Annotated in this window: 12 protein-coding genes; all 12 read left to right on the top strand. The window is 36.6% G+C overall.

From position 1 onward, the window contains the following. Positions 1-248 precede the first annotated feature (248 nt). The 12 genes from ACTNEP_RS15330 to ACTNEP_RS15275 all read left to right on the top strand — a co-directional run bounded on the left by ACTNEP_RS15330 (position 249) and on the right by ACTNEP_RS15275 (position 18,416). On the top strand, positions 249-1,970 hold the full coding sequence (locus ACTNEP_RS15330) for an ABC transporter substrate-binding protein (RefSeq protein ID WP_441162892.1): 1,722 nt from the start codon (positions 249-251) through the stop codon (positions 1,968-1,970). Between the two features lie 487 nt (positions 1,971-2,457). Then, a complete protein-coding gene (locus ACTNEP_RS15325) occupies positions 2,458-3,402 on the top strand; it encodes an ABC transporter permease (RefSeq protein WP_441163001.1) in 945 nt (314 codons plus the stop codon). A gap of 11 nt (positions 3,403-3,413) precedes the next feature. After that, positions 3,414-4,331, top strand: coding sequence for a carbohydrate ABC transporter permease (locus ACTNEP_RS15320; RefSeq protein ID WP_441162891.1), 918 nt, complete (start codon positions 3,414-3,416; stop codon positions 4,329-4,331). Positions 4,332-4,346: 15 nt separating this feature from the next. Continuing rightward, positions 4,347-5,339, top strand: a complete 993-nt coding sequence (locus ACTNEP_RS15315) for an endo-1,4-beta-xylanase (protein ID WP_441162890.1) — start codon at positions 4,347-4,349, stop codon at positions 5,337-5,339. 105 nt (positions 5,340-5,444) lie between these two features. Beyond that, positions 5,445-6,230: a Nif3-like dinuclear metal center hexameric protein gene (locus ACTNEP_RS15310; protein WP_441162889.1), complete on the top strand. Its 786-nt coding sequence runs from the start codon at positions 5,445-5,447 to the stop codon at positions 6,228-6,230. A 254-nt stretch (positions 6,231-6,484) separates the two neighbouring features. Further along, positions 6,485-9,280 carry a glycoside hydrolase family 3 C-terminal domain-containing protein gene (locus ACTNEP_RS15305; protein ID WP_441162888.1) on the top strand — a complete coding sequence of 932 codons (2,796 nt, stop codon included), beginning with the start codon at positions 6,485-6,487 and terminating at the stop codon, positions 9,278-9,280. A 5-nt stretch (positions 9,281-9,285) separates the two neighbouring features. Next, positions 9,286-11,538, top strand: a complete 2,253-nt coding sequence (locus ACTNEP_RS15300; RefSeq protein ID WP_441162887.1) for a glycosyl hydrolase family 95 catalytic domain-containing protein — start codon at positions 9,286-9,288, stop codon at positions 11,536-11,538. A gap of 15 nt (positions 11,539-11,553) precedes the next feature. Further along, positions 11,554-13,035 (top strand): glycoside hydrolase family 1 protein, encoded by a 1,482-nt coding sequence (locus ACTNEP_RS15295; protein WP_441162886.1) that lies wholly within the window; start codon positions 11,554-11,556, stop codon positions 13,033-13,035. Between the two features lie 52 nt (positions 13,036-13,087). Next, the gene (locus ACTNEP_RS15290) at positions 13,088-14,875 is read left to right on the top strand and encodes a cache domain-containing sensor histidine kinase (RefSeq protein WP_441162885.1); all 1,788 of its coding nucleotides are present in this window, start codon (positions 13,088-13,090) and stop codon (positions 14,873-14,875) included. After that, positions 14,876-16,360 carry a response regulator transcription factor gene (locus ACTNEP_RS15285; RefSeq protein WP_441162884.1) on the top strand — a complete coding sequence of 495 codons (1,485 nt, stop codon included), beginning with the start codon at positions 14,876-14,878 and terminating at the stop codon, positions 16,358-16,360. A 12-nt stretch (positions 16,361-16,372) separates the two neighbouring features. Continuing rightward, positions 16,373-17,065 (top strand): YesL family protein, encoded by a 693-nt coding sequence (locus ACTNEP_RS15280; protein ID WP_441162883.1) that lies wholly within the window; start codon positions 16,373-16,375, stop codon positions 17,063-17,065. Further along, positions 17,049-18,416, top strand: a complete 1,368-nt coding sequence (locus ACTNEP_RS15275; RefSeq protein ID WP_441162882.1) for a DUF4340 domain-containing protein — start codon at positions 17,049-17,051, stop codon at positions 18,414-18,416. The genes ACTNEP_RS15280 and ACTNEP_RS15275 overlap by 17 nt, the downstream gene beginning before the upstream one ends. The last annotated feature ends 268 nt before the right edge of the window (positions 18,417-18,684 follow it).

Here is an 18,684-nt window from a genome sequence, read left to right as displayed (position 1 = left end):
ATGTTCATGACGTGTGAGAAAAAATATACGCGGAGATGCGGGCGGTCAATGGAATTATTTAGAGAGTTGAGTTGCTACTATAAGATATAGACCCTAAAAAAGTATAGGTTGAATGTACTACATATATTTTTCAAAGTTTCAACTAAACTTTGATGGGTAACAATTGCGATCATAACAAGTTACAATGAAAGTGCTTACAATTTAAAACAGCAAAAGAAAAATACGTAAAAGGAAAGGGGAATTAGTTTATGACATGGAAGAAGAAGGTATGGCTATTAAGTTTACTAGCTGCACTATTACTATTAGTTTTAGGAGCTTGTAGTAATGATAGTGAGGAAGCAGGTACAACGGACAGTGGTAATGATAGTACAGAAGAAGCAGATAACGAAGAAAGTGATGGCGAGATTTACACGTATGATTTCTTTGATGCATCAGGTCCTGGAGAAGATATCAATACCTCTGAGACAACTATAGGGAAGATGTTTGAAGAAGAAACTGGAGTTAATTTTGACATTGAGCACATTGTTGGTGACGTTAATCAGAAAATTGGGACGATGATTGCTAGTGGAGAATATCCAGAGTTATTAAATGCAGAACAATCTACAGATGCTGTAATAGATGCGGGAGGATTTATTCCTCTAAATGATCTGCTGGAGGAACATGCACCTAATATTATGAAAATGTATGGACCTTATTTAGATTTTATGAAACGTGATGACGGAAATATTTATATTATTCCTTCAGGGGCATCCCATGGTTTTGCAAAGCCGGCAAACGTAGAGCAAGGTGCATGGTGGATAAAGCGTGAGGTATTAAAAGAGTTAGATTACCCACATCCAAAAACACTAGATGAATATTTTGCAATTATTGAAGAATATACAGAAGCAAATCCGCAAATTGATGGAGCAAATACAATTGGTTTTACGGCACTAACAGATGACTGGCGTTTCTTTGCACTTTCTAATCAACCAAATCATTTAGCAGGTTATCCAAATGATGGCGGTATTATGGTAGACATGGAGACGCATGAAGCAACTGTTTACCCTAATAAGCCAGAAACAGAACGTTGGTTGAGAAAGTTAAACGAACTGAGTGACAAAGGTTTATTTGATCAAGAATCATTTACACAAAACTATGATGAATATTTAGCTAAGTTAACAACTGGTCGTGTAGTAGGTTTCTTTGACTATCGTTGGCAAGTTGGTGATGCAATGAACACACTTCAGGAAGATGATGACCCGTATAACGACTATATGGCATTTCCGATTGTGTTTGAAGAAGGAATTAAAGATCAATATTTAGATCCAGTAGGTTTCACAGCTTCACCTGGTATGGGAATTACAGTAGGTACGTCGGAAGAAGATCAAATTCGTATCATTAAATTTTTAGATCACATGGCGAAAGAAGATACCCAAAAACTAATTACGTGGGGTATTGAAGGCGAAACATATGAGATAGATGATGATGGTCGCTATTATCGTACAGAAGAGCAAATTGAACTTACAAGAAGTACAGAATTCCGTGATGATTTCGGATTTACTTACTTCGAGTGGGGATGGCCTCGTATGAATGGATTATATGAAGATGGTAATGCTGTAGAACCTCCTAAGCAACCAGAAGTAGCAACTATGATGTATGACGATGGAGATAAAGAATTTTTAGATGCCTATGGTATTGAAACATTTACAGAGCTATTCTCTGAGCCAGATGAAAGACCATGGTATCCAGCTTGGGATACACCAATCGAAACAGGATCCCCAGCTCAATTATATGAACAGCAATTAGACGACTTAATGAAACGGAAATTCCCTGAAATTATTTTTGCTGATCCAAGTGAATTTGATAGCCAATGGGAAAGTTATCTAGATGAATTCGAAGGCCTTCCATATGAAGAATATGAAGAAGTTATCACAGAGTCAGTTAAGAGAAAAGTGGAATTAGCTGAACAATCTGCAGCAACTGCGGAGTAATTTTAGCAATCGCCCACTCATTTCGTACAATCTGTTCCTTTGGTCATATTAACGGGTATCGGTGTGTCATCGATACCTGTTAAGGACTGATAAGGATATACATTTTAAAGGAAGAGGTTGGGACAAAGCCAATAGGCAAAGGAAAATCGAACATTAAAAACACAGATACACTAATTGTAGTCAAAGTTACCCAGGCTTGTGCGGTCGGTTAATGACGGTCCTTTGACCAACACATGCCCTGTGGAAAACGAAGTAATTTGACGAGTGGTGATAGGAAATGTTCTGGTTTTACTTTTTGTCCCTGCCTTACTTTAAAAATGGTAATCTTTGTTGTTTTCGGACCATTCAATTCAAGAATGAAGCATCCAAATAATTATCGATGTTCATTAGGCGAATGGCTTGTTTGCCTAATGGTCCGAAAACATAGAGAAAATTTTTTATTGTAATAGAAAAGGGGGAATTACCATTGCAATCAGAATCAAATACAATGCAGACTTTAGCACAGCCACAAAAAGAAAAAGGCATTAAAGCTTTTTTGAAAAAATGTAAACAACAACAGGCACTGCTATGGATGACCGTACCTTTTGTTATTTGGGTAATTGTTTTTAAATATTTACCTATATGGGGCTGGACCATGGCTTTTCAAGATTATAAGCCAGCGTTGAGTTTCTCTGAACAAGAATGGGTCGGTTTGAAGCATTTTTTATTCTTATTTACAGATGATCGCTTTCTTGGTGTACTTCGGAATACGCTAGCACAAAGTCTTATTAACCTAGTATTAGGGTTTGTTACTGCAATCACACTAGCTGTATTGATTAATGAATTATCCAATATCAAATTTAAACGAGTAGTTCAAACAATCAGTTATCTACCACACTTTTTATCTTGGGTTGTAGCTGCAGCATTAGTTTCTTCTGTATTATCAATTGAAGGTATCCTTAATGAGGTACTGATGACACTTGGCTTAATTGATAAAGAAATTCTTTGGTTAGGTGTAGGAGAGTATTTTTGGGGGATTTTGGGTGCAACAGAAACATGGAAAAATGTTGGTTGGAACGCGATTATTTATTTAGCAGCGATTTCTATGATTGATCAAGAGCAATATGAAGCAGCTAAAATTGATGGTGCATCCAGAATTCAAAGAATCTTGCATATTACCATTCCTGGTATGAAGTCTGTTATTATTGTTCTTCTTATTATGAATATTGGTTACATTTTAGAAGCAGGCTTTGAACCTCAATATTTGCTAGGAAATGGTCAAAACGTCGAATACTCTGAAAATATTGATGTATTTGTTATTAAATATGGTATTTCGATGTTTAACTTTTCTTTAGCCACAGCTGCTGGTATGTTCAAAACGGTTATTAGTTTTGTATTCTTAATTGCAGCCAATTCATTATCGAAGAAAATGGGTCAAGGTGGACTTTATTAGGGGGGCCATTTATGTTTAAAAGAAAAAAAGCAAGCTTTATGCGAACGAAAGAAGATATCATTTTTGATACATGTAATATTATTTTTATGCTCATTCTTTGTGTGTTTATGCTATATCCGTTTTTAAATCAAATTGCGATTTCTTTAAATGATGCAACAGATTCTGTTCGTGGTGGCATTTATTTATGGCCGAGAGAATTTACATGGCACAACTATGAGCACGTATTCGAGAAAGCAGCTATTTATCAAGCTATCCTGATTTCTGTATTAAGAACACTTGTCGGGGCTGGTGTTGGATTGTTTTGTACTGCAATGGTAGCTTATGCGATTGCTCAGCCTAACTTTGTTTTTAAAAGATCTGTTACGATTATTTTTATTATGACGATGTATTTTAATGGAGGATTAATCCCAACATTCTTATTAATGAGAGATTTACAGTTAATTGGGTCTTTCTGGGTATACATTCTACCAACATTAATCAGTGCATTTAACCTGATTATCATGCGCTCCTTTATCGAAGGCTTGCCGAACAGTATCTTTGAATCTGCAAGAATTGACGGAGCCGGTGATTTTCGGATATTCTTCCAAATTGTATTACCGCTATCTTTACCTGTTTTAGCAACTGTTGCTTTATTTGTAGCTGTTTTTCAATGGAATCAATGGTTTGATGTGTTCTTATATAATTCAAGTCAAGCACACCTTACTACCTTACAATATGAGCTGATGAAAATACTATCCAATTCGAGTACAACATCAAGTGGTGATATGGCATCCGCCTTTGCTAATTCAGCTGATGGCAGTGCCAACATGGTAACACCAAAATCGATTCAGGCGACCATGACGATTGTCGCAAGCTTGCCGATTATTATGGTTTATCCATTTTTGCAACGATATTTTGTTAAAGGGATGACACTTGGAGCAGTAAAATAAAAAGGAGTTTTTCACATGTCAGAAAATGTATCAAGTCTTTATCAGTATTTTGAGAAGGATTTTAAAATAGGAGCAGCGATTAATCAACATACCATGTATTCGTCAGAGGATTTGATTAAACAGCATTTTAACAGTTTAACAGCCGAAAATGAAATGAAGTTTGAGAGTCTACATCCGAATGAAAATGAATATACGTTTGAAATTAGTGACAAAATGGTCGCATTTGCGGAGAAACATAAGAAAGCAATGAGAGGTCACACATTAGTATGGCATAATCAAACAAGTGATTGGCTTTTTGAACACAATGACAGGCTAGTAGATCAAGATACTTTGTTAAACAGAATGAAAGACCATATTGATACAGTTGTAGGTAGATATAAAGGGAAGATTTACAGCTGGGATGTTGTAAATGAAGTAATTGCCGATGAAGAGAACCAATTTTACCGTGACTCTAAATGGTATCGAGTTCTGGGTGAATCATTTATAGAAAAAGCCTTTGAATTTGCACACCTAGCAGATCCGGATGCAACTTTACTGTATAATGACTATAATGAATCAAACCCCACAAAACGCGATAAAATCTATCAATTAGTAAAACAGTTGAAGGAAAAAGGAGTACCAATTCATGGAGTAGGAATGCAAGCTCATTGGAATATTTATGATCCATCCTTGGATAACATCCGTCAAGCAATTGAAAAATATGCTTCATTGGGTGTGGAGGTACAAATTACCGAAATGGATGTTTCGATGTTTGCATTTGATGATAAGCGAACAGATTTGTCCGAACCGACAGAAGCTATGAATGAATTACAAGCGGAACGGTATGCGCAATTTTTCGAGGTCTTCAAAGAATATAAAGAGCATATCCATGCAATCACATTTTGGGGAGTAGCTGATGATTACACATGGCTACATGATTTCCCGGTAAAAGGCCGAAAAAACTGGCCATTCCTGTTTGATCAGGACCAACAGCCAAAAGACGTGTTAAAGAAAATTATCACTAGGTAAGCGGAGTCTTACAAAGCCCGTTCCAGCAATATTGGAACGGGTTAATCACGTTTCAGGAAGGAAAAGGGTCATCGCTATAATGTTTTCCTAAAGGGAGTGTCTTAAATGATTACTATTCAACATGTAATCGATCAGATGGAGGATGGAATTACCTATGATCCATCAACGGTTGACGGGTTAAAATACGGAAATAGAGAAGATATAGTAAAAGGGATAGCTGTCAGTTTTATGCCAAGTATGGATGTTATCCAACGAACAGCCGATATTAACGCAAATTTACTAATTACCCATGAAGGTCTTTTTTACCAGCACCAGCCCAATCAAGCATTAGAAGCAGAGACAACACTGATAAAACAAAAGAAATCAATTATAAAGCAAACTAATCTGGCCATCTATCGTAACCATGATGCAGTTCATCGCAGTCAGCCTGATGGTATTACACTAGGTTTGATAGAAGCCCTTAATTGGCAGCATTATATAATGGAAACTAATTCAAACTGCACTATAGTACATTTACCGAATGCAACGCTTGAAAAGGTTGCTTCTCATTTAAAGGAAAAATTATCAATAGAACATTTACGTTTTGTCGGTAATATGAATACGACATGTGAACATATTGCTGTACTGTCAGGATACCGAGGAAATGGCATGACAACGATTCCTTTATTTGAAAAGGTAGACCTTGTCATTTACGGAGAAGGCCCGGAATGGGAAACGCCTGAATTTGTCTGGGATGTAACAAGGCAAGGTAACTCTAAAGGGTTAATTCAACTAGGTCATGCAGAAAGTGAAGATCCTGGTATGGAACGATTGGCTAAACAGCTACAACATCGTTTTCCCTCTGTTCCAGTTACCTTTATACCAACGAAAAGTCGATTTCAGTTGATCTAAAAAAGAGGAGAATAGAAGCCGAAATTACATTTATTAAGATTGATAGGAGTTTTTACCGAGGAGAAGCCATGCTGATATGTACATGCAATATAGCTATGTTTTAACGTAATAGCATTCCATTTTGGGATGCTATTTTTCATTGCTTTTTAAAATTAATTTATTTATAATGAACTTGATTAAGTGTAAATGTTAGGCAAATAAATTCAACGAAAAGGAAACCGATTTCCTTTGGAGTCTGTGAAAGGTGTGAGTTTTTGAGTATTGTAGAAAAGATTCAATCACCCTCTTTACCTTTAGAAGAACGTTTATCAACATTAATGGAAGCGTTATCGTTAGAGGAAAAGATATCACTGCTAAGTACAAAACAAAGCGCGATACCAAGACTGGGAATTAAGGAATATGCTGTAGGAGGAGAGGCAGCTCACGGAGTAGTCGATCGTAATGGTGGTAAAGCGACCGTATTTCCTCAGCCAATCGGATTATCCAGTACTTGGAATAAAGCACTATTACATCAAGTAGGTAGTGTAATAGGAGATGAAGCGAGAATATTTTATCAGCAGCAAAACGAGAAAACGGGTCTGACTTTATGGGCACCAACCATTGATATGGAACGTGATCCTCGATGGGGACGGACAGAAGAGGCATATGGAGAAGATCCTTACTTAACGGGGCAATTGTCGAAAGAATTAATTAAAGGAATGCAAGGTGACGATCCTTTTTATGTAAAGCTTGTTGCAGCACCGAAGCATTTTTACGGTAATAATAATGAAAGAGGACGTGAAGATACATCCAACAGTATTGATTTACGCAATCGCAAAGAATATTATTTGAAAGCGTTTGAACCGGCTTTTAAAGAAGCTAATGCCTTATCGATGATGACTGCCTATAATGGTGTCAATGGTATTCCATGTATGCAAATACATGAAATCGAAGAAATTGTTCGGAATGAATGGAATATGGATGGTTTTATTGTCAGCGATGGTGGAGCATTGACTTTAAATGTAGAAGCATATCAATATTATACTACCTTCGAAGAAGCATTAGCAGACGCTTTAAAAAAAGGGATTGATTGTTTCGTAGATCGTAAGGAAGTGGTGGAAGAGGCTGCAAGGAAAGCATTAGACAAACAATTAATCCAACCAGAAGATATTGACCGTGCGATTCGCCGTATGCTAAGGGTGCGTTTTCGTTTAGGACACTTTGACCTGGACACAAGTAAAAATCCTTATCATCATTTACCCTTACATGTTATGTGTAGTGAGAAACATAGTAAACTCGCCCGGAAAGTAACGGATGAATCAATCGTCTTATTAAAAAATGAAGAACAGTTGTTACCTTTACAAAAGGATAAGTTAAAAAAGCTAGCGATTATTGGTCCAACTGCTAATGATGTGTTTCGAGATTGGTATACAGGATATCCGCCTTATAAAATATCCCCACTAGCCGGAATCGAAGACTATCTCAGCGATGTGGAAATCTCCTATCATGATGGATTTGACCGAATGATTTGGAAACCAGAGCATTCTTCTAATTATGTAGGAGTAAATAAAGAAAATCAATGGGGTGTTATGAAAGATGATGAATGGTCTGCTGTTCTAGTTGATGAAGATTGGGGAAATAACTGGCATGTTTTTAGAAGTGTGAAGACGAATCGTTATTTAACACAAGCTGACAAAAACAGTACTTTTTCAGCTACAAAAGAAGAGGTTTTTGACTGGTTTAATCGCGAAAAAATTAACGTAGCAATTAATGATCAAGGTTTATATACACTTAGTAGTTGGAATGGCTATCCGTTAACAATAAAAGCAGGCAAAGTAATGGTGAACGAAAAAGATACTACGCTTTTTGAGAAAAAAATCATTGATAATGGAATACAAACAGCAGCAGCTCGTGCCAAGGAAAGCGATGTCGCGATAGTGTGTGTAGGGAATCATCCGATGATTAATGGCAAAGAAACGGAAGATCGCCAAGATATTAAACTGGCGGACTATCAACAGCGCTTAATTAAAGAAGTCTATCAGGCCAACCCGAATACGGTGCTAATTGTGATTGGAAGCTACCCCTTTGCTATAAACTGGGAACAAGATCATGTCCCAGCAATTATTTATAGCTCACATGGTTCACAAGAGCTTGGTCACAGTCTGGCTGCTACCATATTCGGAGATAATAATCCTTCTGGCAAACTAAGCATGACATGGTACCAGGATGCTAATCAATTACCTGATATAACAGATTATGATATTCGAAAAGGGAAGCGAACCTATCAATATGTCGATCGTAATGTGTTGTATCCATTTGGACATGGCCTAAGCTACGGGAATGTTAGCTATCAAGATCTGAGTATAAATAAAAATGTGATCAAGGAAAATGATCAAGTATTATTGTCATTTACTTTGAAAAATGAAAATGATTGTAACAGAGCAGAAGTTGTCCAAATATACGCAAGTGTAACGGGAGGATATTATCCGAGAGCAACGAAGCAATTGGTTGCATTTGAAAAGGTTCTTCTATTACCAGAAGAGGAAAAACGAGTAACCGTATCAATTGATACTGATCAATTGAAAGTATTTGATGTCCGAACAAACCAATTTGTCCTGGAGCAAGGGAAGGTTCGTTTCCATATCGGACAATCTAGTGATCGATTTCTTTATACATTTGCTCCGGTAAAAATCAAAGGGGAAGTGATCACTGGACGTTCTCTTCAACAACCAACACCAGCAGAGAACTATGATGATTACGCAAAGATCACCTTAACTAAAGGAGAAATGGAAAGACCGTGTGTAACAGCTGAACGACCAGGATGGATTTTGTTCCGTAATGTAGAGCAACTGCCAAATGCTAAATTAAAGGTAAGAGTGAAAGGTGAGGATGGTCAATTAAATCTCTATATAAATGATCGGGAAAGTCAGCCTGTTGCTCTATTAAATATCGATGTTAATCAATGGACAGATAAAATAATTGATCTACCTTCACAGGGAAAGGATTCAATTGATATCATTCTGGCAATCAATCAGCTATCGATTCAATCAATACAATTAGTGGAAGGATGAGTATTTTGCAGCATCTAATACCTACACGAGGAATCTGGACAGACCAACCTGCTAAACAGTGGGAGGATGCATTGGTAAGTGGCAATGGCAGTCATGGCGTAATGGTATTCGGTGATCCTGCTCATGATACGATCATTGGCAACCATTGTCGTCTTTATCTACCACAAGGTAACAGTTATGATTTACCTGATATGTCCTCGTATCTGGAAGAAATGCGATCAATTATCCGCAAGCATGGATATGAACAAGCGATTTCCTTTTATTATCAAAAGGCAAAAGAGCTTGGATACCAGGGATTAACAATGAGTGACCCGTCACATCCGGGATTCCATTTGAATATAGAAACCAACCATAACGATTATAAGGAGTATAAACGGAGTATTAACTATGAGACAGGGGAGCTCGTCGTCTCTTATAAAATTAATCAACAAACATGTGTGAGAAAATCATTTGTATCACAGGATTGTAATCAAATCATTCATTATCTAAGCCCAGGTTGTTACACATTGAAACTAGCAGATTATCAACATCCTAAAATGAGCCAAACAAGTATGATTGAGGAGGCAACCCTTCATACTCATTTTGATTATTGCTATAGTGAGGCTGGATACGATGTGTTGATACATGTAGATGCTGAGGAAGTGAAGCCTCTTACCAGTTCAAATGGTTTTCAAGTAAAAAGTAAAGAACCGATTCTGATTCGAATGGAAATTATACCTTACAAGGAAAAAACACAACGTAAAATTATTAAAAAGCCATTTAATGCTGCAGAAGACTATGAGACTCTTTTTCAAAAGCATGTGGCAGTTCATCAGGAAATGTTTGAAAGAGTTAAGCTAGTACTAGCGACAGATCAGGAGCGGCAGCAACCGATTTGGTCATTAGTGGAAAAAGCGAAGCAGCAAGGACAAATCACACCTGTTTTACTGGAAAAAATGTATGATGCCGGTCGTTATATGTATATTTGCAGTGCTGGTGAGCTAACACCGAATTTACAAGGAATCTGGACAGGAACTTTTGAACCTGCATGGAGCGGTGATTTTACGTTTGATACCAATGTCGAGTTATCCATTGCTGCTGCGCTTTCTAGTAATCTTGTGGAAGGATTGGAAGGTTATTTTCGCTTAATCAAAGAGTTAATGCCAGGATTTCGGGAAAATGCCCGAAAGTATTACGGTGCAAGAGGTGTGATGGCTGCTATTCATTCTAGTAACAATGGTAAGCATGTGCATTGGAATGACGAATGGCCATTACATCTATGGACATGTGGTGCCGGTTGGCTGGCACATTGGTATTATCAATATTACCGTTTTACCGGTGATAAACTATTTTTACAAAATGAAGCTGTACCGTTTCTAGAGGAAATTGTTTTATTCTACGAGGATTTCCTAATCGAAGATCCGGACGGGACTTATCGATTTACCCCTTCTTATTCAGCAGAAAACGGAGCAGCCGATAATGCCACACAAGATATCGCAGTAGCAAAAGAAGTATTAACCAACTTAAGTGAGGCTTATCAAATCTTAGATTATCCGGAGGAAAGGATAAACAAATGCAAAGTGATGCGGAGTAAAATGCCTTCTTACCAAATCAATGATGAGGGTGCGCTAAAAGAATGGATAACACCAGATAAGGAAGAAAATTATAATCATCGTCATTTTTCTCATCTTTATCCTGTTTTTCAAAGTAGAGAGTTTAATAATGAAACAGATCCAGTGATGTGGCAGGCAGCAAGGACGGCATTTGATAAACGATTAGAAGCATGGTTATTAAATGAAAATGGAGACACCTCTTCCACACATGGCAGAATGCATGCTGCCCTTTGTGCTACGCAATTCCATATGCCGGAATTAATTGAAGATATTTTCCGTCTACTAATTGATCATAATTGCTTTTACTCCTCGTTAATGATGTCCCATTATAACGAGCAGGAGATTTTTAATGTTGATGGCAATGGAGCCCTGCCACAAGTAGTGCATGAGATGTTAGTCGACTTTAGTAATGGTCGCTTGACACTGTTAGGAGCTCTTCCATCTTCAATTCCCAAAGGGGAAATCAAAGGTGTTCGTCTCCAAAATCAAATGACAGTGAACCATTTGACTTGGGATACAATTGCAAAATACCTCGAGCTACAAATAGTAAGCAACATCGATCAGGAGATAAAGTTGTATTTTCCACTGTTTCCAAATAGTAAAGAAAATAATCAAACAATGATGCTTTATCAAAATAAACAAGCTTCATGGAGAATGACTTGGTAAAAGGAGCGAATCAACATGTATCATGATCACTTAGACGCTTTCCCAAAACAATTTTTATGGGGAGCGGCATCTGCTGCTTATCAGATAGAAGGTGGCTGGGATGCTGACGGTAAAGGACCTTCGATATGGGATACCTTTACAAAAATTCCTGGAAAAACGTTTCAAGGTACTAACGGTAATGTAGCAGTTGATCACTATCACCGTTACAAGGAAGATGTTGCACTCATGGCTGAAATGGGTCTGAAAGCATATCGTTTTTCTGTTGCCTGGAGCAGGGTATTACCTGATGGGAACGGTGAAGTTAATGAAAAAGGTCTGCAATTTTATGAGAGTTTAATAGATGAATTACGCAAGCATGATATCGAACCGGTTTTAACTCTTTATCATTGGGATATTCCACAAACATTACAGGATAAATATAATGGCTGGGAATCAAGACAGGCGATTGATGACTTTGATCATTATGCGCGCCTCCTGTTTAGCAGGTTTAAAGATAAAGTAAAGTACTGGGTAAGCTTTAACGAGCAAAATGTTTTTACTGCTCTTGGTTATCGCTGGCAAGCACATCCACCAAATGTTTCCGATGTTAAACGAATGTTTGAAGCAAATCATATTATTAATCTTGCCAATGCTAAAGCGATTAATAGTTTTCATGAGCTAGTACCAAAAGGAATGATTGGACCAAGTTTCGGTTATGGACCGATGTACAGCTTTGATTGTTCGCCTGATAATGTATTAGCAGCCCTTAATGGAGAGGAATTTCAAAACCATTGGTGGTTAGATGTCTATGTCCATGGCAAGTATCCAAAAGTGACCTTCAAGCAGTTGGAACGATTAGGGATAGCTCCAACCATCGAAAAAGGTGATGCAGAGTTATTACAATCAGCAAAACCGGACTATTTAGGAGTTAACTATTATCATGGTGGAACAGTAAGAGCAAATGAAATCGAGTATCCATTGAAAGAGACGGAACAAGATTTGGAGAAAGATTTCCAGGCAACAGATCCATACTTAATGAAGCCGAAAGAAGAACAAGCGCAAAGCCCGGAAACAAGAATGTTTACGAATGTATCCAACCCTCATCTTAAGAAAACGAAATGGGGTTGGGAAATTGATCCGATTGGTATTCGAATTGCGTTAAGAAGATTACAGAATCGTTATGATCTGCCAATGATGGTTACTGAAAATGGCCTTGGTGCTTATGACGAACTAAAAGCAGATAAATCAGTGGATGATGATTACCGTATTCAGTACTTAAAAGAGCATATCCTAGAAATGCAAAAAGCAATCACAGACGGTGTTGAATTAATCGGTTATTGTGCTTGGTCGTTTACTGACTTATTAAGCTGGTTAAATGGTTATCAGAAGCGTTACGGCTTTGTGTACATTGACCGTGATGAACAAGATGAAAAAGAATTGGAAAGAATTCCGAAGAAAAGCTACTATTGGTATAAAAAGGTGATTGAAACAAATGGAGAAAGCCTAGATAATAATTAGTAATAAAGTAGTTGTGACAGGAGGGTTAGAAATGTTTCTAAGGAGCAAATTCATGGCTTTATTTGACTATTTAAAAGTAAAGCATAAATTGTTAGGCATTTACCTGATTGTCACAGCTATACCTGTTCTTTTAGTTGGTGCATATTTGAATAATAGTACTCGAGATATTGTGTTAAATCATTCATTAAGTGAAGCAGAATCGAATGTAGATAAACTAGAATTAAGATTGCAAACTATTTTTAATCGTGTGATAAGTATTGCAGATATGGTTTATATCAATCAAAATATGAAAGAATTACTAGAAAATGACTATCAGTCGACATTAGAGATGTACAATGCGTATAACCGCTACCCAGTGTTTGATGATTTCCTAAAATATTATGATGAGATAGAAACGATTCAATTTTTTATGAACAAGGATATGATAACGGATTCACATTTTATTTATGCAGATTCCATCGTGAAACAAGAAAAATGGTATCAGGAAGCAGTTGCGAAAAAAGGACGTTTATCATGGGTTTATATGGAGGATTATTGGACTGGTCAGGAATTATTAGCATTAACGAGGGCGGTCTATGGGCAAAGTAATGATTTATTAGGAGTTTTAGCCATTTATGTCTCGAAAGATACGCTGAGATCGATAGTAGAAGGAGAGCCATATGATGCTTTTATTACATTAGACCATGAAACAATTGTATATAGTACAGAACGTGAATATATTGGAGAACAATCAATCCTTTTCAATCAGGCGTTACAGGAATCTGGAAATTATGTGATGGATACAGAGTTTAATGAAGAGCATGTCAAAATAAATGTTCATGACTTTCAACCTGATAAATCGTTGGATAATAGATTTCAAGTATCTACCGTTATTCCGATTGAAGAAGTGATGATGGAACCAAATGCCATCTATACAAAAGGTTTTGTAGTAATTATCGGTGCTTTAACTGTATCCATTTGTTTGATTGGTATCTTTATTAGAAGCTTTCACAAACGAATTCAGCAATTAAGAGAGACAATGTATCAAGTAGCAAAAGGTAATTTTCAGGTAAAAAAGGAAATAAAAGGCCACGATGAAATTAGTGAAGTTTACCAGGATTTAGCAACTACTTCCAGAAGTGTTCAAAAAATCATAGATGAAGTCTACATTCATAAAATTAGAGAAGAAACTTGGAAGCGCAAACAAAAAGAGATGGATTTTAAAATGCTAGCAAGTCAAATTAATCCGCACTTTCTTTACAATACTTTAGAGATGATCAGAATGAAGGCGATTTTAAATAACGACCCTGAAGTTTCCAAAATTGTTAAAATGCTAAGTAAAATGATGCGATCAGCTTTGGAAAGAACAGACCGACCTGTACCGATCACGGAGGAAATAGAATTAATGAACCATTATCTTGAAATTCAACAGTTACGATTTGGGGAGAAATTTAGTTACCAGTTACAAGTGGAAGAATCGGTGAAGGATTATTATATTTTCCCATTATTAATTCAACCGATTGTAGAAAATGCCATCATCCATGGTTTAGAACCAAAGGAGGATAAAGGATTTATTAAAATAACAATGGAAGAGGAAGATCAGTATATTCAAGTCGAAGTAAAAGATAATGGAGTAGGTATTGCAAAAAATAATATCAATGAAATTAGAGAAAGACTCGATGATGAAGATTACCATTCTGATGGTCAGCGTATTGGCTTACACAATGTCCATCAACGTTTAAGGCTTTATTACGGAGATAAATACGGCCTTGAGTTGGATAGTATTGAGGGGCTTGGGACAACGATGTCTCTGAAAATTCCAAAAATAAAAAATGAACAGTATGAGAAGGGGGTTGGATGAATGTTAAAAGTGATGTTTGTAGATGATGAACCGTTGATAAGAGAAGGGCTTTCTTCCATTATTGAGTGGCAGAATTATGGTTATCAAGTGGTAGGGACAGCTGAAAACGGTAAAGTTGGCTTAGAGAAAATAAGAAGATTAAGACCAGATGTTGTATTTGTCGATATCCGCATGCCGGGATTAAGTGGGATAGATATGGTAAAACAAGCGAGAAAAGAAGGATATCCTTGTAAGTTTGTTGTATTATCAGGTTATTCCAATTTCTCCTATGCACAGCAGTCTATCAGGCTTGGTATGGAATCCTATTTGTTAAAGCCGATTGATGAGGAGGAATTAATCCCCTTAATACAAGAACTTCGGAAAAAGTGTCAAAATGAAAGTCTGCTTCATTCACAGATTCATCAGTTGGAGACAATGACAGAGAATGAGACTTGGAAGGAGTTTTTACAAGGAGGAAAGAAGGCAGAGCACTTGTTGGCACAATATCCGAATTCAATCTTTCATTTAGCAAGTGTCACCTTTATTGATCGACCGGAAAAACAATGGGTGGAAACAAAGTTAACTACAGAACAAGTTTATAAATTACTTTGGATGGATGGAGTGCTGTATATTCTATTTAAGGATATCGATATGGCTACCATTAAGCGATTGTTTCAATCAGTTAGCAGATCAATGTCTGGTAAACGCCTTCAATTTCAGCTTATAGAAGAGGGAACAACAGTCGAAAAGTTGCCAAAAAAGGCCAATGAGCTCAAACAATTACAGCATTTACATTTCATTTATGGAAGTACAACGATCTTAACGAACAACAATCTTTACTCAGGGAAGCAAAGGTTAGCAGAGGATTGGGTAAAGCAAGTCTGTCGTACGATTGAATTTGAGGATGATCATCAGCTTGATTATTATTTTGAGGCAATAGAAAAGTATTATCAGACGAAGCAATTTCAGCGGGAGCGAATAGTTACAGAATTAATTGAAATGACAAAGGATATCTATACGATATTATCTACAACGAACACAAACATTCCTATTCCATCAAATGAAGAAATGACACGCATTATCTGTGCATCACAATCATTGCAGGAGCTGTTATCTATGTTAAAAGAGCAGCTAAGCAAAACTGCCTCCGAAATTAATGGGTTTGCCTGTAATGCAGAAAATACGATTGAGAAGATAACCGATTATGTCGAAAAGTTTTATTATAAAGATTTAAATTTAACAACAATTGCTGATTTGTTTAATTACAACCGTTCTTATTTAGGGAAGAAATTTAAGAAACAAACAGGAGATTACTTTCACCATTATCTGGACAATGTCAGAATGGAAAAAGCAAAATTTTTTTTAATGGAAGAAGATTGGAAAGTATATGAAGTATCTGAAAAAGTAGGTTATTCCAACAATGATTATTTCTATAAGAAGTTTAAAAAATATATGGGTGTTAGTCCGAAAGAGTATCAAAAAAGACATCGGAAACAACACGTCTAAAGGGGAATGACAATGGCACAAACCGTTACAGAAAGGCCATTATATATAGCAATTCAATATTTTTATTATTTTCTCATCACCAATATTCATTTTATGTTGGCAAATATATTATTTTTATTTGCTTTTGTGTTTGTTGAAATGTCAGTACAAAATATCATCTTATTTTATATTGCCTTACTGCCGGCAGGTCCTTCTTTGGCTGCTTTATACGCTTCAATGGGCAAAATGATTCGTGAACGTGATCTAAGTCCGACGAAGGACTTTTGGTCTTACTATAAGGATAACTTAAAGATTTCCACGAAGTATTGGTGCATACAATGGACGATCATGACGATTTTAATCGTGGATATTTATTATGCCAATCAATATATACCAATGTTATCTCCCGTTTTCCTCATCTTGTTCATTTTTATGTTATTTGTCATGTTATATGCATTTCCTGTCATTACAAGGTTTGAGGTTAAATTAAAGAATTTATTTATTGTATCGATATATGCGATATTCCGTTTCTTTAAGACGACGTTATTTCATATTTCGACACTAGTCTCACTGGCAATTATTTATTATTTTGCTCCAGGCATTACCGTTTGGTTTTGTATGAGCACAGCAGCTTTTTTTCTTATGTTTAATATGAGAAAGTCATTTGAAATAATGGAACAAGAATTGGCACAAAATAGAGGGATGAATAATGAAGAAGAAAATTAGAACATTCATATACGTAACGATAAGTATTGTAGCACTGTCCATCTTGTTATATGTTACGGCAAATGCTAATCAAGACACAAATGTTATCGATGATAAGTCGGAACTATTGATTGATAGCTTTGAACAAATAACAGCTATTAATGTGCTGGCAGGTGAAAAGATCGCAATATCAAAAGACGACCAAGGCTGGCAAGTGGAGAATGCGGAGAGAGAGGAAGATCCGGATAAAATCGATCACTTTCTATTAGCAATGGAAGAAATGACAGGGGAACCAGTCGATGTGGAAAGAAAAGAGGTGCAGTTAGATTTTCCAAAAGTGATTGTTTCATTTTCAGATCAAGGTGGTGAGACACAAAGCATTGCTATAGGTCAAATGCATGGCCAAGGAGACCGATACTATGTTGAACATAAAGAAAAGGAAACGATTTATTTAGTTAATCGTTCATCGGTTGAAATGATTCCACTACAAGTTGTTGCCTTATTGCATAATAAGATTTTAACGATATCTTCTCAAGATGTGACAGAAATAGAGATAGACAATGGGACAGAACTTATTCAGTTGAGTAATGAATCTCCCTTCTCTGAAATGGAATCATTAGCACATCTAAGTGGCTGGTATATGCATGAACCGTTTCAACAAGTTTATAGTGTTGCTTTTTCTTACGCAGAGGAAATGGTAGTGGGTATAGACCAAATTGAACAAATGGAAACAATCAATGAAGAGGGAAAATACGGCTTAGTTAATTCTGATTTTTCCATTAAATTTTCAAATGGGGAACAGGAAGAAAAGCTTATCGTTGGTGATCCTGCAGAAGATAATCAGTATTATGTCCAAGTTGAAGGAAAAAAAGAAGTGTATAAGATACCAACAGAATTACTAGATCCCTACAGTTACCAGGCATATGATATGATTGATCATTTTGTTCATATTCTTTCACTAGATGCAATCAAGGAATTATCGCTCAAGACTCCTGAAGATCAGGTCACCTTTACGATGGAGCATGAAATGAATGCGGACGAAGAAATAGAAACAACTGTCTTTCATGAGGGGAAAGAATTAAACGTTGAAGCCTTCCGAGATGATTATAAGTTAATGGCAGGATTGACCTTTGATGGGGTCTATGAAGGTGAAACGATGGAGGAAGAAGCGGAAATCGTGATAAGCTATTTGATTACGGATGAAAATAGTGAAGTAATTGACAATATAATCGAGTTCAAGGCTATTTCAGAAACGCATTATGCCATTACTAAAAACAATAGCGATCAATCCGACTTCACGATTCAAAAAGACAAACTGCACCAAGCGATAAATTGGGCGATAGAGCATACCGATAGTCAATCTGATAGGTAGTGATGATCCTTGAAAAGATTTTGTAATAAAATTAAGAGACTTGTAGTAGTACTTAGTTTTGAAACAATTCGCATAATCAGTACGGCTTGGTCATTGATCAAGATTGGATCAATGGTTTCCTGATATTTATGGAAGCTTAAATGAGGAACCTGTTTCGAGGTAGAAGCGGGTTCTTTCTTTTTTGACATACTTTAAATTGGTACCCCACCTCTCCTTTTTACTGGTTTTTATGTCTCATTTCTTATGTTTTTAAAGAAAGCGGTTTCTA

The organism is Gracilibacillus sp. HCP3S3_G5_2, from assembly GCF_052063305.1.
GTDB lineage: Bacteria > Bacillota > Bacilli > Bacillales > Amphibacillaceae > Gracilibacillus.
Note: the sequence above shows the minus strand (reverse complement) of the source record. Positions and strands in the feature narration are given on the sequence as shown.